This is a genomic window from Luteimonas cucumeris (assembly GCF_007830035.1).
In the GTDB taxonomy this organism is placed as follows: Bacteria; Pseudomonadota; Gammaproteobacteria; order Xanthomonadales; family Xanthomonadaceae; genus Luteimonas_C; species Luteimonas_C cucumeris.
In genome coordinates this window covers 207,528-226,475 of the sequence record NZ_VLKN01000004.1, presented here as the reverse complement: position 1 = coordinate 226,475, position 18,948 = coordinate 207,528, and the positions used below count along the sequence as shown (strand labels likewise).

The window sequence follows — 18,948 nt, the reverse complement described above, 5'->3', positions numbered from 1 at the left end:
CATGCCTGTCGCGTGTCGCATCCAGACCTCCTTTGCCGCCTGTCCCTTGCCACCGATTCCGCGCGGGCAGGCGCGGTTCCCAGGAGTGTTTGTTCGTGCATCCATATGGTTTGTCTTGCCGCCAATCCGCATTGGCGGTTGCCTTGTCGTTCGTCACCACATTCCCGGCCGCGGCCGCTGACAGCGCCACCGACCTCGACCGGATCGTCGTCACCGCCACGCGCACCGCGCAGACCCAGGACCAGACCCTGGCCGCGATCACCGTGATCGACCGCGGCGAAATCGAACGGCTGCAGCCGAATTCGCTGCCCGACCTGTTGCGCGGTCGCGCCGGCATTTCGCTGGCCAACAACGGCGGTGCCGGCAAGTCGACGTCGCTGTTCCTGCGCGGCACCGAGTCCGACCACGTGCTGGTGCTGGTCGACGGCATCAGGATCGGCTCGGCCACCAGCGGCGGCGCATCGTTGCAGGACATTCCGGTCGAGCAGATCGAACGCATCGAGATCGTGCGCGGGCCGTTCTCGAGCCTGTACGGTTCGGAGGCGCTCGGCGGCGTGATCCAGATCTTCACCCGCCAGCCGCAGGGCGCATTCGTGCCGATGTTCAGTGCCGGCATCGGCAGTCAATCCACCGCGCGCCTGTCCGCAGGCGTCGCCGGTCGCAGCGAAGGCGGCGATGACGTGCGCGGCGGCTGGTACTCGATCAACCTGGCGCACGAGAAGACCGACGGCATCGACGCCTATCGCGGCACGCGCAATGCCGATCCGGACCGCGACGGCTACCGCAACAACTCCGCGACCGTGCAGGGTGGCTATCGCTTCAGCCCGCAATGGGATGCGGAAGCGCGCGCTTTCCGCGCCGAGGGCTACAACGAATACGACGGCAGCCTCAACAACCAGGCCGACACCGTGCAGCAGGTTCTCGGCAGCCGCGTGCGCTACACGCCGGGCGAGCGGCTGAAACTGACCGCAAGCGTGGGCAGCAGCGCCGACCTCAGCGAGAATTTCCAGGATGGCGTGTACTCGTCCAACTTCGACACGCGCCGGCAGGTGGTTTCGCTGCAGGCCGACGTCGGTGTCGCGGCGGGACTGCTCAGCGTCGGCTACGACTGGCTACGCGACGAGGTCGGCAGCGACACGCTCTATGCGCGCGACCATCGCATCAACCGCGGCCTGTTCGGCCAGTGGCAGCAGGACTTTGGCGCGCAGTCGCTGCAGGCGAGCCTGCGTCGCGACGACAACAGCCAGTTCGGCGGCAAAACCACCGGTAGCGCGTTGTGGGGCTGGGACTTCACCGACGCATTGCGCATTGGTGCCAGCTACGGCACCGCGTTCAAGGCGCCGACCTTCAACGAACTGTTCTTCCCCGGCTACGGCAATCCGCTGCTGCAGCCGGAAACCTCGGAAAGCATCGAGCTGAGCCTGCGCGGCGAACACGGCTGGGGCGGCTGGTCGCTCAATGCGTTCGACACGAGGATCGACGACATGATCGCCTACGACGCCAACCTCGGCGATTTCGGCGGTCCCAACAACATTGACCGCGCCCGCATCCAGGGGCTCGAGGCGGTGGCCGACACGATGCTCGCCGGCTGGAACCTGCGCGCCAGTGCGACCTGGCTGGATCCGCGCAGCGACGGCGATGACCGCAACCGTGGCCATGTCCTGCCGCGACGTGCGCGGCGCAGCGGACGTTTTGATGCCGATCGTGATTTCGGCGCTTTCAGTCTTGGCGCGAGCGTCACCGGCGCTGGCGCGCGCTACGACAACCTGGCCAACACCACGCGGTTGAGTGGCTATGGCCTCACCGATCTGCGCATCGGCTATGCGCTGAACATCGACTGGAGCCTGCAGCTGGCCGCCAGCAACGTGTTCGACAAACGCCACGAAACCGCCGCGCTCTACAACCAGCCCGGGCGAAATTACCTGTTGACACTGCGTTACCGGCCCACCCGCTGAGCGGGCATCCACTCACCATCCACCACGCGAGGCCACCGATGAAACCGTTGATCCGTTCCGCCAACCTCGGTCTGTTCGTCGCGTTTGCGGCGCTGATGATCGCCACTCGTTTCCACCACTTCGGCACCGCGATCCATCTGCCGGATGCGTCGATGGCGGTGTTCTTCCTCGGCGGTCTGTACCTGCGAAAACACTGGCAATTCGCCAGCTTCCTGGGATTGGCGGTGGCGATCGACTGGGTCGCGATCGAGCATGCCGGCGTCAGCGATTTCTGCGTGACGCCGGCGTATTCGTTCCTGCTGCCGGCCTATGCGTCGCTCTGGTATGGCGGCCGTCTCTACGCCAGCCGGCTGCAGGCGGGCTGGATGCCGATGCTGGGTGCAGCCGCTGCCGGCCTGGTCGCGGCATCGCTGTCGTTCGGGATCTCCAACGGCGCGTTCTACTGGCTCGGCGGGCGCTATGCCGAGCCGAATTTCGCCGAATACGCCGCACGTGTATGGCAGTGGGGGCCGTTGTTCGTGCGCACGACCATGACCTACATCGTCGTGGCCCTGCTCCTGCATGCGCTGGCGGCATGGACCCTGCGCGCGCGCAGCGGTCAGCCTGCAGCCGGCGCCTGATTCCTTTTCCGGGAGAGCGACATGTCCTCGATCCAATCCCTGTCATCGACAGCACCTTCGCTGCCGCTGCAATCGGTGCGCGGCCAGATCCTGGTCGGCCTCGCTTTGGCCGCGCTGATGATCTGCACGCGCGGCCAGCACTTCGCCAGCGTCAATGCCTTGCCCAGCGCATCGTGGGCGGTGTTTTTCCTCGCCGGGGCGCTGCTGCGGCCAGCATGGGTGTTGCCGGCGTTCTTCGTGTTGTCGTCGATGCTCGATTTCGGCAGCCTCGCGGCTGGCACGATCACCGACTGGTGCGTGTCGCCGGCGTACTGGGCGCTGGCGTTCGCCTACGCCGCACTATGGCTGGGCGGTCGCGTGTACGCACGCCGCGTCCACGCCGACCGGTGGGCGACGGTGCCGCGGCTGGCGCTGGTACTGCTGGCAACCACGGTCGTGGCCTACCTGTTGTCCAAGGGCGGCTTCTACTTCTTTTCGGGGCGCTATCCGCAGGCCGATCTCGCAGGCTTCGTCGCACGCATTCCGCGCTACTTCCCGCGCGCGCTGGGCACGCTGGCAGGCTACGTCGCCGTGGCTTTCGTGTTGCATGCGCTACTGCGCGGCCTGTTCGCGCGCGATAGCGTGCGCAGTGGAGCACGCACATGAGCCGCGGTTCCGGGCGGCGTGGAGTCGACGAGGACGCGCATTACCGCGAGCGCGCGCAACGCAAGAAGGAACTGGTCGACCGACGCATCGCCCGTGCCACCATCGACCGCGGCGTGGTGGTGGTCAACACCGGCAACGGCAAGGGCAAGAGTTCGTCCGGCTTCGGCATGCTGGCGCGCTCGCTGGGCCACGGCTTCCGTTGCGGGGTGGTGCAGTTCATCAAGGGCAGCTTCTCCACCGGCGAGGAGGCGTTCTTCCGCAGGTTCCCGGACGAATGCGACTACCGGGTGATGGGCGAGGGCTTCACCTGGGAGACCCAGGACCGCACGCGCGACATCGCCGCCGCGGAGGCCGCCTGGGGCGTGGCCGCGCGGATGCTGGCCGATCCGGATTACGATTTCGTCCTGCTCGACGAACTCAACATCGCGCTGACCAAGGACTACATTGCACTGGACCAGGTGCTGGCTGCCCTGGCCGCGCGGCCCGAGTTCCAGCACGTGGTGGTCACCGGGCGCGGCGCGCCGGAGGGATTGATCGAAGCGGCCGACACGGTCACCGAAATGCGCGTGGTCAAGCACGCGTTCAAGGCGGGGATCAAGGCCCAGCACGGCATCGAGTTGTAGACCATGGATACGACACGCCAATGTCCTGCATTGCTGGTTTCCGCGCCCGCGTCGGGGCAGGGCAAGACCAGCGTGACCGCGGCGCTCGCGCGCTGGCATGCGCGCCAGGGTCGGCGCGTGCGTGTGTTCAAGACCGGGCCGGACTTCCTCGATCCGATGATGCTGGAGCGCGCCAGCGGTCATCCCGCCTATCAGCTCGACCTGTGGATGACCGGCGAAGACGATGCACGCACGCGCCTGCATGCCGCCGCCGGCGAGGCCGACCTGATCCTGGTCGAAGGCGTGATGGGATTGTTCGACGGTGCGCCGTCCAGCGCCGACCTCGCGCAGCGCTTCGGCCTGCCGGTGCTGGCGGTGATCGACGGCTCGGCGATGGCGCAGACCTTCGGCGCGCTGGCGACCGGATTGGCGCATTATCGCGACGGCCTGCAGGTGCACGGCGTCGCGGCCAACCGCATCGGCAGCGCACACCACGCACAGCTGCTGCGCAACAGCCTGCCGGCGGAGCTGCATTGGCTTGGCGCCTTGCCGCGCGATCCCGCGCTGGCATTGCCAGAACGTCACCTTGGCCTGGTCGCGGCGGGCGAACTCGGCGATATCGACGCGCGCCTGGATGCGCTGGCCGATTCCTGGGCACAGCACGCGACTACCGAATTGCCGCCGCCAGTGCAGTTCACCATCGCAGTCGAGGCGGCAGCGATGGAACGCAATCTAGAAGGCGTGCGCATCGCCGTCGCGCGCGACGGCGCGTTCTGCTTCCTGTACCAGGCCAACCTCGATCTACTGCGCGCGGCCGGTGCGCAGCTGGTCTTCTTCTCGCCACTGGCAGGCGACGCGTTGCCGGAATGTGATGCGGTATGGCTGCCCGGCGGCTATCCGGAACTGCATCTTCAAGCGTTGTCGCAACGCACCGACCTGCATGCGGCCCTGCACGCGCACCGTGATGCCGGCAAGCCGTTGCTGGCCGAGTGCGGCGGCATGCTCTATGCGCTGGATGCGCTGGCCGATCGCGACGGCAACGAAGCGCCGATGGCCGGACTGCTGTCGGGCCGCGCCTGCCTGCAACCACGCCTGGCGGCGTTGGGACTGCAGGGCATCGAATTGCCGGAAGGCGCCTTGCGCGGACATACCTTCCATTACGCGCATGCCCAGATCGATGCATCACCATTGGCGCGGGCGAGCAATCCCAACGGCGGACCGAGTGCCGAAGCGGTCTATCGCGACCGTCGCTTCACCGCGAGCTTCGTGCATTTCTATTTTCCGTCGAATCCGCACGCGGCGACGCGGTTGTTCCTGCCTTGAGCATTGCCGCCGCCAGTGCTGCATTCATCGCCGTCGCCGCGGTGGCGCTGGATGCTCTCCTCGGCGAGCCGCGGCGCGCTCATCCTTTGGTCGCGTTCGGCCGCATGGCACGAGCGATCGAGTCGCGCACGCATGCCGATCGCCGTATCGCCGGTGCGCTGGCGTGGTCGGTCGCGGTGCTGCCGGCGTGCGCCTTGACCTGGCTGGCGATGCATTGGGTGCATGCGGCGTCGCCATGGCTCGCGGCGGCATTGGCGACCGGCGTGCTGTACCTGGCGCTGGGCCATCGCAGCCTCGCCGAGCATGCGCGACCAGTCGCGCATGCCTTGCACGCGGGTGAACTGGATTCGGCGCGCGCGGCTGTCTCGCGGATGGTCAGCCGCGACACGGCCGCGCTGGACGAATCGCAGGTCGCAGCGGCGGCAACCGAATCGGTGCTCGAAAACGGCTGCGATGCCGTGTTCGGCACCTTGTTCTGGTTCGCAGTGCTCGGTGCGCCCGGTGCGGTGCTGTACCGGCTGGCGAACACGCTCGATGCGATGTGGGGCTATCGCACGCCGCGCTACGAAAACTTCGGCTGGGCCGCCGCACGCGTCGACGATGTCCTCAACTTCATCCCGGCGCGACTGACCGCGCTCACCTACGCCGTGCTCGGCGATACCGCTGGCGCGTTGCGTTGCTGGCGCCGGCAGGCACCGCTGTGGGACAGCCCCAATGCGGGCCCGGTGATGGCGGCCGGTGCCGGCGCGCTGCGCGTGCAGCTTGGCGGTGCGGCGCCCTACCACGGCCTCTGGGAACAACGACCGCAGTTGGGCGAAGGCGGGTCGCCGGACGCGGATTCGATCGCGCGCGCGCTGTGGCTGGTGCGCAACGGCGTGTTGTCGTGGCTGCTGGCCTGGGCCGGAGTCGTCTTGCTGATCGATGGAGTACGACATGCTTGAACACGGTGGCCGCCTGTTGCGTGCCGCGCGGCAGTACGGCATCGCGCCGCACGATTGGCTCGACCTGTCGACCGGCGTCAGCCCGTTCGCATGGCCGGTGCCTGCGATCCCGGGTTCGGCCTGGCAGCGCCTGCCGGAGGACGATGATGGCCTGGTCGAGGCCGCACGCGACTACTACGGTGCCGAGCATGTGTTGCCGGTGGCAGGTTCACAGGCGGCGATACAGACATTGCCTGAACTGCGGCAGGCGTCGCGCGTCGGCATGCTCGCGCCCGGTTATGCGGAACATGCGCACGCCTGGCAGCGCGCCGGCCATGTAGTCGAATCGCTGCCGGCGGCTGAATTGCTCGTGCGGGTCGCGCGCTTCGACGTGGTCGTACTGATCCATCCGAACAATCCCGGCGGCGAACGCTTCGATCGGGAGGAGTTGCTTGTCGTGCATGCTGCGCTGGCCGCATGCGGCGGCTGGCTGGTGGTCGACGAAGCTTTCATCGACGCCACGCCCGCGCACAGCCTGTGCGCCGACAGCTGGCGCGACGGGCTGGTCGTGCTGCGTTCGGCCGGCAAGTTCTTCGGTCTGGCCGGCGCGCGTGCCGGTTTCGTCTGCGCGGCGCCGGCACTATTGGACGCGCTGCGCGAGCGGCTCGGCCCGTGGACGCTGACCGGTCCGTCGCGTTTCGTGCTGCGGCAGGCGCTGGCCGATCGCGACTGGCAGCGGCAGGCTTGCGTGCGCCTGCGCGAAGCCAGCGAGCGACTCGGTGAGATGCTGGCTGCGCAGGGATTGATGCCGAGCGCCGGCACCGCGTTCTTTCAGTGGTGCCGACGCGACGATGCGCTCGCGCTGCACGACGCGCTGGCGCGACGCGGCATCCTCACCCGGCTGTTCGAAACGCCTGCGAGCCTGCGTTTCGGTCTGCCGGGCGACGAGGCGGCATTCGCACGACTGCAGATGGCCTTGGCCGAGGTGATGCGATGAGTGCGCGTGTACTGATGGTGCAGGGTTGCACCTCCGATGCCGGCAAGAGCGCGCTGGTCACCGCGCTGTGCCGATGGCTGCGGCGGCAGGGCGTCGCGGTGGCGCCGTTCAAGCCGCAGAACATGGCGTTGAACTCGGCGGTGACCGTCGACGGCGGCGAGATTGGTCGTGCCCAAGCGGTGCAGGCGCAGGCCGCGGGCATCGCACCGCATACCGACTTCAATCCGGTGCTGCTCAAGCCCAACAGCGATACCGGCGCGCAGGTGATCGTGCATGGCCATCCGATCGGCAACATGGACGCGGTGCGCTACCACAACTACAAGCGCATCGCCTTCGACGCGGTGCTGGCGTCGCACGCGCGCCTCGCCGCGCAGTACGACGCGGTGATCGTCGAAGGCGCTGGCAGCCCGGCCGAGATCAACCTGCGCGATCGCGACATCGCCAATATGGGCTACGCCGAAGCGGTCGATTGCCCGGTGATCCTGATCGCCGACATCGATCGCGGCGGCGTGTTCGCGCATCTGGTCGGCACGTTGGCGTTGCTGTCGGACAGCGAACGCGCGCGCGTCGTCGGCTTCGTCATCAACCGTTTCCGCGGCGACATCGCGTTGCTGCAGCCGGGCCTGGACTGGCTCGAACGCGAAACCGGCAAGCCGGTGCTCGGCGTGCTGCCGTACCTGCACGGCCTGCACCTGGAAGCCGAGGACGCGTTGCCGCGACAGGCCGAGGCCAAGGCGGACGCGTGGCTGCGGGTAGTGGTGCCGGCCGTGCCGCGGATCAGCAACCACACCGATTTCGATGCGCTGCGCGCGCATCCGCAGGTCGAATTCCGGTTCGCAGGTCCAGGCGAAACGCCACCGGCGTGCGACCTGATCGTGCTGCCGGGCAGCAAGTCGACCCGCGCCGACCTGGCCTGGCTGCGCGAGCACGGCTGGGAGCAGGCGATCGCGCGGCACCTGCGCTACGGCGGCAGGCTCATCGGCATCTGCGGCGGACTGCAGATGCTCGGCCGCGCCGTGCACGATCCCGAAGGCATCGAAGGCGACGCCGGATCCAGCGACGGCCTCGGCTGGCTCGACATGGAAACCACACTGCAGCCGGGCAAGCAGTTGCACAACACCAGCGGCCGGCTCGCGTTCGCCGACGCCAGCGTGCGCGGTTACGAAATCCATTGCGGCATCAGCCGCGGCCCGGCACTGGCGCGGCCGGCGCTGCATCTCGACGACGGCCGCAGCGACGGCGCGCGCAGCGACGACGACCGCGTGCTCGGCAGCTACCTGCATGGCCTGTTCGATGCACCCGATGCGCTGGCCGCGCTGCTGCGCTGGGCCGGATTGCGCGATGCCGCGGTGCTCGACCTGCAAGTGCTGCGCGAAGCCAGCATCGAACGCCTTGCCGACGCGGTCGCGGCGCACCTGGACACCACGACGCTTTCACGATTGCTTGGACTGGAGCAGCCATGCGCAGCCTGATCCTCGGGGGTGCGCGCTCGGGCAAGAGCACGCTGGCCGAACGCCTTGCCGCGCAGTCCGGACGCGAGGTCGTGTACATCGCCACCGCCGGACGCGGCGATGGCGAGATGGACGCGCGCATCGCGCACCATCGCGCGCGACGGCCGTCGCACTGGGTCTGCATCGAGGAGCCGCTGGCGCTGGCCGATGTCCTGTGCGCGCAGGCGCACGACGATCGTTGCCTGCTGGTCGATTGCCTGACGCTGTGGCTCAGCAACCTGCTCGGCGCACACGACGACACGCGCTCCCAGTGCGAACGCGACCGCCTGCTCGACGTGCTGTCGGCAGCGCCGGGCGAGATCATCCTGGTCAGCAACGAAGTCGGCCTCGGCATCGTGCCGATGGGCGAACTCAGCCGCCGTTTCATCGACGAGGCCGGCCGGCTGCACCAGGCACTGGCCACGCGCTGCGAGCGCGTGATGTTCGTTGCGGCGGGCCTGCCGCTGGTCCTCAAGGGAACCCTGCCATGAACCACGATTGGCTGTTCGCGGCCTGCGCGACGCCCGATCCGGACTGCCGGGCGCAGGCGCTGGCGCGGCAGGCACAACTCACCAAGCCGCCCGGTTCACTGGGTGCGCTGGAAGCGCTGGCGGTGCGGCTGGCGACGTTGCAGCGCAGCGCGCGACCAAACGTGGACCGGGTCTGGATCAGCGTGTTCGCTGCCGACCACGGCGTCGCCGACGAGGGCGTGTCGGCGTTCCCGCAGGCGGTCACCGGCGAAATGCTGCGCAACTTCGCCGATGGCGGCGCGGCGATCAGCGTGCTGGCGCGTGCGCTGGGCGCGACCCTGGAGGTGGTCAACCTCGGCACGGTCAACGATCCCGGCGAGATCAAGTCGGTGCGACGCGCGGTCATCGCCACGGCCTCCGCCAACATCTGCATGCACGCCGCGATGACGCCATCGCAGTTGCAACAGGCGATGGCCGCCGGTGCCGACAGCATTGCCGCCGCGCGCGCCGCCCAGGCGCAGCTGTTCGTCGGTGGCGAGATGGGCATTGCCAACACCACGTCGGCCACGGCGCTGGCCTGCGCGCTGCTCGGCACGCCTGCGATCGAACTGGCCGGGGCAGGCACCGGCCTGGACGATGCCGGCATCGCACGCAAGGCGGCAGTGGTCGAGCGCGCGCTGCAGCGGCACGTCGCCGCGACGACACCGCTGGAACAACTGCGTTGCCTCGGCGGCTTCGAGATCGCCGCGCTCACCGGCGCATACATCGCCGCGGCGCAGGCGGGACTGCCGGTGCTGGTCGACGGCTTCATCACCACGGCCGCGGCGCTGGCCGCGGTGCGGATCAATCCCGGCGTGCGCGACTGGCTGCTGTTCGCGCATCGCTCGCACGAGCGCGGTCATGCCTGTCTGCTGCATGCGTTGCATGCCGATCCGCTGCTGCAACTCGGCCTGCGATTGGGCGAGGCCAGCGGCGCGGCCGCGGCGGTACCGCTGCTGCGGCTGGCGTGTGCGCTGCACGCCGGAATGGCGACGTTCGCGCAAGCGGGAGTGTCGACCGCATGAGCCGCACCGCGATCATCGACCTGCTGCGCCACGGCGACACCGGCCAGCGCAGCTATCGCGGCCAGCTCGACGATGCGTTGACCGACACGGGTTGGGCGCAACTGCGCGCCGCCGTCGCCGGGCACGAATGGGGCGCGATCGTGGCGTCGCCGCTGCAGCGTTGCGCCGCGTTCGCGCGTGAACTGGCCGCACAGCGTGACCTGCCGTTGCGGCTGGACGCCCGCCTGGCCGAGTACCACTTCGGCGACTGGCAGGGCGTGCCGATCGAACGGCTGGCCGAACGCGACGGCGACGCGCTGGCGCGGTTCTGGGCCGATCCGGTGGCGCATCCGCCGCCGGGCGCGGAAACGTTCGCGGCCTTCCGCAGCCGCCTCTGCGATGCACTCGACGACATCGTTCACGACGACGTCATCGCGAGCAACGGACGCGCGCGACACACGCTGGTGATCAGCCACGGCGGTGCGATCCGTCTGCTGCGTTGCATCGAGGCAGGACGCAGCTTCGGCGACATGGCCGGGATCGACGTGCCACATGCGGCGTTGCATCGACTGCGCTGGCCCGGCCGCAATTCCGGTGACGCCACACGCGCGGATGAAACACGCGTACGGCGGGCGCCGGCATGATCGATGGCCTGCTCGCCGCGATCGGCTTCCTGACGCGCATCCCGGTGCCGTCGCGCGTGTTCGCGGTCGAAGGCGTGCAGGCGCGTTCGCTGGCCTGGTATCCGCTGGTGGGCGCGCTGCTCGGTGCAGCGTTGTGTGCGCTCGCCTGGGCAGTGCAGGACTGGCCGCCAATGCTGGCCGCCGCCACGGTACTGGTGGCGTGGGTGGCAGTGACCGGTGCGTTGCACCTCGATGGACTGGCCGACAGTGCCGACGCCTGGGTTGGCGGACTCGGCGGCGGAAACCACGAGGAAATCCGCCAGCGCACCCTGGCGATCATGAAGGATCCACGCAGCGGTCCGATCGGCGTGGTCGCATTGGTGTTGCTGCTGCTGCTGAAATTCGCGGCGCTGGCGAGTCTGTCCGCACTGCCATGGTGGATCCTGCTGCTTGCGCCGGTGCTCGCGCGTGCGGCGCTGGTCGCTGCCTTTCTCTGCACGCCCTATGTGCGCAGCAACGGCCTGGGCAGTGGGCTGGTGTCGGCGTCGCGCGTGGCGTGCACGATCGCATTGCTGGCCACGCTGGCGCTGTGCGTGGTCGCTGGCACCAGCGGTGTCGTCGCAGTGGCGGTCACGGTCGTGGTGTTCTGGCTGTGGCGGCGCGCCTGCCTGAGACGGCTGGGCGGCATCACCGGCGATACCTGTGGCGCGCTGACCGAGCTGGTCGAAGTGGCGGTGCTGGTAACGATCGCGGCCGCCGGATAGCGCGGCAGGCGATCCCCGGCTAGGTCGTCGCCAGCGGCAGGCTGTTGCCGCGGTACGGTGGCGTCGCCATCACCATTTCGGCCAGCGAATAGGCCAGTTCGCGTTCGGCCAGTACCGCGCCGTCGGCGCCGTTGTCGAGCAGGTGGCGCACTTCCGCTTCGCTGTGCGCGCGCGCCAGCACGGTGATGCCGGGATTAAGCGCCTTCAGCCGTTCGATCGCCTCACCTGCTTCCAACACCTGCGGGATCGCGAACACCGCCAGCTTGGCGCGCTGCGGCGCCGCTTCCAGCATCACCCGTTCTGCGGCGACGTTGCCGCGTACCGCCAGCATGCCCCTGGCGCGCGCCTGCGCGACCAGGTCGGCATCGTCCTCCACGATCACCAGTGGCACGCCGCGTTCGCGCAGCAGTTCGGCCAGCTGGCTGCCGACACGGCCGAAGCCGACCACGATCGCGTGGTCGTGCAGGTCGTCGGGCACGCGATGCCGATGGTCTTCCTCGGCCAGCGTGGCCGCGGTATCGCGCGCATCCTGTGCGTCCTGCCTGGCTTGCCACTTGTCCAGCACGCCGAAGATCAGCGGATTGAGCATGATCGAGATCAGCGCGCCGGCCAGCACCAGGTCCTGTGCTTCGGAGGGCATGAGTTCCAGCGTCACGCCGAGACCGGCGATGATGAAGGCGAACTCGCCGATCTGCGCCAGGCTGGCGGAAATGGTCAACGCCGTCGAATTCGGATGCCCGAAGGCGCGCACGATCAGGTACGACGCGGCCGACTTGCCGAAGATGATGATGAAGGCGGTCGCGAGTACCAGCAGCGGCTGTTCGACCAGGATGTGCGGATCGAACAGCATGCCCACCGAGACGAAGAACAGCACCGCGAACGCGTCGCGCAGCGGCAGCGAATCGTTGGCGGCCTTGTGGCTGAGTTCGGATTCGTTGAGCAGCATGCCGGCGAAGAACGCGCCGAGCGCGAACGACACGCCGAACAGTTCGGCCGAGCCGAACGCCACGCCGAGCGCGATCGCCAGCACCGCCAGGGTGAACAGTTCGCGCGAGCCGGTGCCGGCGGTGCGTTCCAGCACCCACGGAATGGCGCGGCGGCCGACGATCAGCATGACCGCCACGAATCCGGCCACCTTGAGCAGGGTGAATCCGACCTTGGCCACGATCTGGCCGAAGCCGATCGAATCGCCGGCCGGATCGTTGACGATGCTGGCCAGCACCGGCATCAGCACCAGCGCCAGCACGCAGGCCAGGTCCTCGACGATGAGCCAGCCGACCGCGATGCGGCCGCGCTTGGTCTCGATCAGCCGGCGCTCCTCCATCGCGCGCAGCAGTACCACGGTGCTGGCGGTGGCCAGCGAGAAACCGAAGATCACGCCGTGCAGGTTCGGCCAGCCGAGCAGGGTGGCCAGTCCCCAGCCCAGCAAGGTTGCCACCAGGATCTGCACGACCGCGCCGGGGATGGCGATCGACTTGACCGACATCAGGTCCTTCATCGAGAAGTGCAGGCCGACGCCGAACATCAGCAGGATCACGCCGATCTCGGCCAGCTGCGGCGCCAGCGCCTGGTCGGCGACATAGCCCGGGGTGAAGGGGCCGGCGATGATGCCGGCGACCAGGTACCCCACCAGCGGCGACAGCCGCAGCCGTTGCGCGAGCATGCCCAGCACGAAGGCCAGCACGAAGCCCAGGCACAGGATGGCGATCAGCGAGGTGTGATGCGGCATTGTCCGTCCGTCGATATCCGGAGGAAGATAGTGAACGCCGCGCGCAATCGACGCAAACCGCTCAGGTTGGCGCAGTCAGCTTCGCCTCGAGCGCGGCCACGCGCGTCTCCAGCGCATCGATGCGTTCCTGCAGTGCGTGATCCGCAGAACTGGTGCGCGGCGGTGCGGAAGCCGCGTCCGACGGTCCGGCGACCGTCACGGCGCCGCACAGCAGGTGCGCGTAGCGGTCTTCGCGCTGGCCACTGCCGCGCGGCAGGCGTACCGCGAATGCGGGCTCGCGCGCCGCCAGGCGATCGAGTGCGTGCTGCACGTCCTCGACGCCTTCGAACCGGACCCAGCGTTCGCTGCGTCCGAGCAGTTCGTGCAGCGTCTGCGGGCCGCGCAGCATCAGCAGCGCGAGCAGCACGGCCTGCTGGCGGGTGAGGTCGAACACTGCTTCCATGCGATGCGCGAAGCGGCCGGCGCGCGCGGTGTACTGCGACTTGACCAGGCCGCGCACCTCCATCTGCCGCAGCGCGTGTTCGATCTCGCCGGGATTCAAGTTCATGACCGGATCGCGCGAGGTCTTCTGGTTGCACGCCACTACCAGGCTGTTGAGCGTCAGCGGATAGGCATCGGGCGTGGTGGCTTCCTTCTCGGCCAGGCAGCCGAGGATGCGCGCCTCGATGGCGCTGAGCAGGGCCGGGATGGGCGCGGCGGGAATGTGGTCAGAGAGCGTTTCCATGGCCGTAGATTATGCGCGCTGCGCGGGTGGCGACGACGATTTCCGCTATCGCGCATCGGCATTCGCCGCTAGACTGCCGGCGCCTGAGGTGACCGCGCGCGTTGATCCGCCAGCGGTTGAAACGGGAATCCGGTGCGTCGCCATGCCATGGCGGTAATCCCGGAGCTGCCCCCGCAACGGTAGGCGAGCAATCGACCGGCACGCGAGTTTCGCGCCCGGCCTGGACCGGCATACAGCCACTGTGCGCACGCATGGGAAGGCGCCGTTCCGAAGACTTCGCGTCTTCGCTCGCGAGCCCGGAGACCGGCCCCAGGCATGCCTGACACGCGGTGGGCGATGTCATGGAACCGTGCCGCGCGCACGGCGCCATGCGCTCCGCCGCCTGTCCTTTCCAGCCATTCCGCGCGGGCAGGCGCGGCCCAGGAGCTCTTCATGCAATTCCGTCGTTCGTATTCCCGGCATGCTTCGCGTGCTGCATTGGCACTGGCCGTTTCGTTTGCCTGCGCGCAGGCGCAGGCCGAAGCCGGCACTCCTGTCGACCTGGACCAGGTCGTGGTCACCGCCACGCGTACGCCACAGTCATTGGCGGACACGCTCGCGTCGATCACCGTGATCGCTCGCGAGCGCATCGAACGCCTGCAGCCGGCATCGTTGCCGATGCTGCTGCGCGGCACGCCGGGCCTCACCTTCGCCAACAACGGCGGCCCCGGCAAACAGACCACGATCTCCCTGCGCGGCGCCAGCGGTTCGCAGGTACTGGTGATGGTCGACGGCGTGCGCATCGGCTCGGCCAGCGCCGGCCTGGCGGCGATACAGGACATCCCGGTCGACCAGATCGAACGCATCGAGATCGTGCGCGGGCCGTTCTCCAGCCTGTACGGTTCGGAAGCGCTCGGCGGCGTGATCCAGATATTCACCCGTCGTCCGGAAGGCGCGTTCGCGCCGCACGTCAGCGTCGGCCTCGGCAGTTTCGACACGCGTCGCGCCAGCGCCGGCGTCGCCGGCAAGGTTGGCAACGGCTGGTATTCGGTCAACGCCGCGCATGAACGCACCGACGGCATCGACGCCTGCCGCGGCAGCGGCACGCTGTTCGTCGGCTGCTTCACCGATGAGCCGGACAAGGACGGCTACGAGAACAATTCGTTGTCGTTGCAGGGCGGCTACCGCTTCAACAAGGCCTGGGACGCCGAAGCGCGCATCCTGCGTGCGCAGGGCCACAACGAGTACGACGGCAGCTTCGCCAACGAGTCCGATGTAGTGCAGCAGGTTGCCGGCGCGCGGCTGCGCTACGCGCCGGGCGAGACGTTGTCGTTCACGCTCAACGCCGGGCGCAGCGTCGACGAGAGCGACGACTACAAGGACGACACTTTCAGCAGTCGCTTCGAAACGCACCGCGATCTGGGATCGCTGCAGGCCGACATCGGCGCCGGCACCGGCCTGGTCAGCCTCGGCTTCGACTGGCAGCGTGATACGGTCGACAGCAGCACACCGTTCGACCAGCAGCAGCGCATCAACCGCGGCCTGTTCGGCCAGTGGCAGGGCGATTTCGGCAAGCAGAGCTTCCAGGCCAGCGCGCGCCGCGACGACGACAGCCAGTTCGGCGGCGAAACCACCGGCAGCCTGCGCTATGGCTATGCGTTCAACGACGCACTGAAGGTGATCGCCAGCTATGGCAGCGCCTACCGTGCACCGACCTTCAACGACCTGTACTACCCAGGTTTCAGCAATCCCGATTTGCAGCCGGAAACCTCGCGCAGCGCCGAACTCGGATTGCGCGGCACGCATGCACGCGGCGGTTGGTCGGCCACCGTCTACCAGACCCGCGCCGAAGACCTGATCACCTTCGATGCGACGACATCGCTGCCGGCCAACGTCGACCGCGCACGCATTCGCGGCGCCGAGGCGACGGTGGATTTCGAACTGGCCGGCTGGACCGTGCTCGGCACGGCGACGTGGATGGATCCGCGCAACGACAGCGAAGGTTTCAACGACGACAATCTGCTGCCACGTCGCGCGCGGCGCAGCGGGCGCATCGACCTGGATCGAAGCGTTGGCGATTTCAGCTTCGGCGGCAGCCTGTATGGCGAAGGCCGGCGCTACGACGACCTCGCCAACCGCACCTCGCTGGCTGGATATTCGACGGTCGATCTGCGTGCCGGCTATGCGCTGGACGAGGACTGGTCGCTGCAGTTCAACATTGCCAATGTGTTCGATCGCGATTACGAGACGGCGGCGTATTACAACCAGCCCGGGCGTGGGTACATGCTGAGTGTGCGCTTCCAGCCGAAGCGCTGAGCTTTGCTGTTTCTCTCCCTGTTTACGGGAAGAGGGTGCCTACAGGGAAGATGAGGGCGCGAGCACAGCGATCGTGCTGTTGCTCCTGTTGCTGTTGCTGTTGCTGATATGCCGTCATCCCCGCGTCCTTCGACAGGCTCAGAATGAGCGAGGCGGGGGTCCAGCGACTTTGCTTCCTGCTTCGCGAGTGAACTTGCTCCACTGCTCTTGCTGCAAACCCAGAGCTTCCGCCCGCTACGCGTGCGGGTCACTTTCTCTTGATGGGGCCAAGAGAAAGTAACCAAAGAGAAGGCCCTTCCCCGATCAGAGCTCACGTTGCGGTGGATAGTCCTCGGAGATTTTCCGACTCGCCCTCCTGGCTCGGTCGGAAAACGGCGGCCGTCCATGGCCGCCGCCCTCCGGGTCTATGGAGTGGCTTGGATCGCTGGTGTTCGTGCCAAGGGCAACAGCCAACAGCCAATAACCAACAGCCAATAACCAATAGCAAACACCAATTGCCGTAGCCGCAGCCGCACCTAAAGCCAAAGCAATCGACAGACTGCGAAGGACTACCAAGCACAGAAATCAAATTTCAGGCGAGAACAAGCCTGGCAGCGACGAAAGCGGCCCGCACCAGCACCCAACGAGTGCAACGTCCGCCAAGCCGGCTTCGGGCCCTTTCTTTGGTTACTTTCTTTGGGCCAGCAAAGAAAGTGACCCGCACGCGGTAGCGGGCGGAAGCGCTTTACAACAGCCGCAGGCTGGTCAAAGCCGACCCGGAGGGTCGGGAACTTGCGTCGTTGCCACCAACTGCCGTGCTTCATCTTTCCATCGTTGATCTTGGCCGTTACCCCCGCCAAAGCGGGGTCCCTTGATCGACATCGCGGTGCAAGCCGGATCCAGAGATTCGCGCTCGCCATTGGAGGTCATGACTCCTGCCATGGGATTCGCGCCGCGTGCCATGCTTGACTGCATCCATTCCGATCTGGCCAGGAGCCGTCATGCATCCGCTACCACGCGTACTGTTCGTCGGCCTGTTGCTGCTCGTCCTGTCGGCCTGCCGCCGTGATGAGGCGGTGCAGGCGCAGCCGTTGCGCGTGCAGCTCGATCCTGCGGCCGCCACGCAACCAGTGTCCGGTCGCCTGCTGATGTTCGCGATGCCGGCCGCCGAGGCCATGGCACAGGCGAAGGACGGCAGGATCGAAGCGGTCGACACCAGTCCGTTCAATCCCACCCAGGTCAGCGTGGCGGCGACCGAACTGACGCACCTGGTGCCCGGCGCAAAAGTCATCGTCGATACCGAGACGGCTGCATTCCCTGCGGGGTTTTCGCAGTTGCTGCCGGGCGAATACGCGGTGCAGGCGGTGCTCGACGTCAATCACGACTACAACTATCACGGTCGTGGCGCGGGCGATCTGGTCAGCGATGTGGCCACGATCAGGCTTGGCGACGGCGGCGCGCCGGTGCTGCCGCTGGTGAAGACCTTGCCCGCGCGTGGGCCCTGGCAACTTTCCGAACGCGCACCACAGGCGATGCGCGACGCGTTGCCGCTGGCGCGCGAGCAGGCGAAGCCGATCGACTTCACCAGTCCGGTGCTGAGCGCGTTCCACGGTCGCCCGATCGCGATGCGCGGCTGGGTACTGCCGCCGCCGGATTACGATGCCGATCCACAACGTCGTTACCCGACGGTCTATTACACCCACGGCTTCGGCGGCGATGCCAACAGCCTGACCAACGCCGTGGTCAGCGTCGACATGGCCATGCGCAGCGGACAGATGCCGCCGATGATCTGGGTGTTCCTCGACGAATCCGGCGCCAGCGGCACCCACGAGTTCGCCGACTCCGTCAACAACGGCCCCTGGGGCACGGCACTGACCAGCGAACTGATCCCGGCGCTGGAGCAGCGCTATCGCATGGACGCCAGCGCATCGGGCCGCTTCCTGGTCGGCCATTCCTCCGGCGGCTGGGCGACGCTATGGCTGCAGGTGGCGTATCCGAAGCTGTTCGGCGGCACCTGGTCGACATCGCCGGACCCCAGTGATTTCCACGACTTCACCGGTGTCGACCTGTACGCGGCCGATGCCAATTTCTACCACACGCCCGACGGCGCGGCGCGGCCGCTGATGCGCGACAAGGGCAAGGTGCTGGCCACGGTCGAGCAGTTTGCCCGGCTGGAGCGCGCGCTCGGTGCCTATGGCGGGCAGATGGCCTCGTTCGAGTGGGTGTTCTCGCCGCGCGGCGAGGATGGGCGTCCGATGCCGATGTTCGACCGCGACACCGGCAAGGTCGACGCCGATGTCGTCGCCTATTGGCGCGAGCATTACGACATCGCCCACAAGCTGCGCACGCAATGGCCGCAGCTCAAGGCCGACCTCGACGGCAAGATCCACGTCATCGTCGGCGATGCCGACACCTTCTATCTCGACGGCGCCGCGCGCCGCCTGCAGGCCACGCTGCAGGCACTGGGCGCGAAGACCGACGTGCGCTTCCTGCCGGGGCGCACCCATTTCGACCTGTACCGCGAAGGCGACGATGACAGCGCGCTGCTGAAGAAGATCGCCTGGGAGATGCATGCCCTGGCGCGGCCGGAGGTGCCCGTTCCGCAGGCGGCCAGTTCCGCGCGTTGACGGCCGCACCCTCGGCGATCGCCGCCTGCGCTGCCGCCCCACGCCATGAATCCGTCGCGCGCGAACGCATGCGGAACTGTGGCGTATTCCCCAATCCTCGATGCCGGATTCAAGAATCCGCTGCGACGGCCGAAAAGCTGAA

Annotated in this window: 16 protein-coding genes and 1 riboswitch; of the genes, 14 read left to right on the top strand and 2 right to left on the bottom strand. The window is 67.8% G+C overall.

What is annotated here, in order from left to right:
* The first annotated feature begins 95 nt into the window (after positions 1-95).
* Genes btuB (IP90_RS09785) through IP90_RS09730 form a run of 12 tightly spaced genes read left to right on the top strand, consistent with a single transcriptional unit; the run spans position 96 to position 11,452 of the window.
* Positions 96-1,955, top strand: coding sequence for a TonB-dependent vitamin B12 receptor (gene btuB, locus IP90_RS09785; RefSeq protein WP_425477093.1), 1,860 nt, complete (start codon positions 96-98; stop codon positions 1,953-1,955).
* 38 nt (positions 1,956-1,993) lie between these two features.
* The gene (locus tag IP90_RS09780) at positions 1,994-2,575 is read left to right on the top strand and encodes a hypothetical protein (RefSeq protein ID WP_144899443.1); all 582 of its coding nucleotides are present in this window, start codon (positions 1,994-1,996) and stop codon (positions 2,573-2,575) included.
* 30 nt (positions 2,576-2,605) lie between these two features.
* Positions 2,606-3,220: a hypothetical protein gene (locus IP90_RS09775; protein WP_425477102.1), complete on the top strand. Its 615-nt coding sequence runs from the start codon at positions 2,606-2,608 to the stop codon at positions 3,218-3,220.
* Complete coding sequence (cobO, locus tag IP90_RS09770; protein ID WP_144899442.1) at positions 3,217-3,843, top strand: cob(I)yrinic acid a,c-diamide adenosyltransferase; 627 nt, start codon at positions 3,217-3,219, stop codon at positions 3,841-3,843. The genes IP90_RS09775 and cobO overlap by 4 nt, the downstream gene beginning before the upstream one ends.
* Positions 3,844-3,846: 3 nt before the next feature.
* Positions 3,847-5,145: a cobyrinic acid a,c-diamide synthase CobB gene (locus tag IP90_RS09765; protein ID WP_144899441.1), complete on the top strand. Its 1,299-nt coding sequence runs from the start codon at positions 3,847-3,849 to the stop codon at positions 5,143-5,145.
* A 2-nt stretch (positions 5,146-5,147) separates the two neighbouring features.
* On the top strand, positions 5,148-6,086 hold the full coding sequence (gene cbiB, locus IP90_RS09760; RefSeq protein WP_144899663.1) for an adenosylcobinamide-phosphate synthase CbiB: 939 nt from the start codon (positions 5,148-5,150) through the stop codon (positions 6,084-6,086).
* Positions 6,079-7,062, top strand: a complete 984-nt coding sequence (gene cobD / locus IP90_RS09755) for a threonine-phosphate decarboxylase CobD (protein ID WP_144899440.1) — start codon at positions 6,079-6,081, stop codon at positions 7,060-7,062. The genes cbiB and cobD overlap by 8 nt, the downstream gene beginning before the upstream one ends.
* Positions 7,059-8,534, top strand: coding sequence for a cobyric acid synthase (locus IP90_RS09750; protein ID WP_144899439.1), 1,476 nt, complete (start codon positions 7,059-7,061; stop codon positions 8,532-8,534). Before cobD ends, IP90_RS09750 begins: the two co-directional genes overlap by 4 nt.
* Entirely contained in the window at positions 8,522-9,043 is a 522-nt protein-coding gene (gene cobU / locus IP90_RS09745) for a bifunctional adenosylcobinamide kinase/adenosylcobinamide-phosphate guanylyltransferase (protein ID WP_144899438.1), read from the top strand. Before IP90_RS09750 ends, cobU begins: the two co-directional genes overlap by 13 nt.
* Positions 9,040-10,086, top strand: coding sequence for a nicotinate-nucleotide--dimethylbenzimidazole phosphoribosyltransferase (gene cobT, locus IP90_RS09740; RefSeq protein WP_144899437.1), 1,047 nt, complete (start codon positions 9,040-9,042; stop codon positions 10,084-10,086). The genes cobU and cobT overlap by 4 nt, the downstream gene beginning before the upstream one ends.
* Entirely contained in the window at positions 10,083-10,709 is a 627-nt protein-coding gene (locus IP90_RS09735; protein WP_144899436.1) for a histidine phosphatase family protein, read from the top strand. Before cobT ends, IP90_RS09735 begins: the two co-directional genes overlap by 4 nt.
* Entirely contained in the window at positions 10,706-11,452 is a 747-nt protein-coding gene (locus IP90_RS09730; RefSeq protein ID WP_144899435.1) for an adenosylcobinamide-GDP ribazoletransferase, read from the top strand. The genes IP90_RS09735 and IP90_RS09730 overlap by 4 nt, the downstream gene beginning before the upstream one ends.
* Before the next feature lie 19 nt (positions 11,453-11,471).
* Here the strand turns inward: IP90_RS09730 and ybaL are convergent, their stop codons facing one another.
* A complete protein-coding gene (ybaL, locus tag IP90_RS09725) occupies positions 11,472-13,181 on the bottom strand; it encodes a YbaL family putative K(+) efflux transporter (RefSeq protein ID WP_144899434.1) in 1,710 nt (569 codons plus the stop codon).
* Between the two features lie 61 nt (positions 13,182-13,242).
* Positions 13,243-13,905 (bottom strand): YceH family protein, encoded by a 663-nt coding sequence (locus tag IP90_RS09720; protein WP_144899433.1) that lies wholly within the window; start codon positions 13,903-13,905, stop codon positions 13,243-13,245.
* Positions 13,906-13,974: 69 nt separating this feature from the next.
* A riboswitch (cobalamin riboswitch) is annotated at positions 13,975-14,231 on the top strand.
* A gap of 106 nt (positions 14,232-14,337) precedes the next feature.
* Here IP90_RS09720 and btuB (IP90_RS09715) point away from each other — a divergent pair.
* Together btuB (IP90_RS09715) and IP90_RS09710 are read left to right on the top strand one after the other, a co-directional pair.
* Complete coding sequence (btuB, locus tag IP90_RS09715) at positions 14,338-16,200, top strand: TonB-dependent vitamin B12 receptor (RefSeq protein ID WP_144899432.1); 1,863 nt, start codon at positions 14,338-14,340, stop codon at positions 16,198-16,200.
* 980 nt (positions 16,201-17,180) lie between these two features.
* Positions 17,181-18,806, top strand: a complete 1,626-nt coding sequence (locus tag IP90_RS09710; RefSeq protein ID WP_144899431.1) for an alpha/beta hydrolase — start codon at positions 17,181-17,183, stop codon at positions 18,804-18,806.
* The last annotated feature ends 142 nt before the right edge of the window (positions 18,807-18,948 follow it).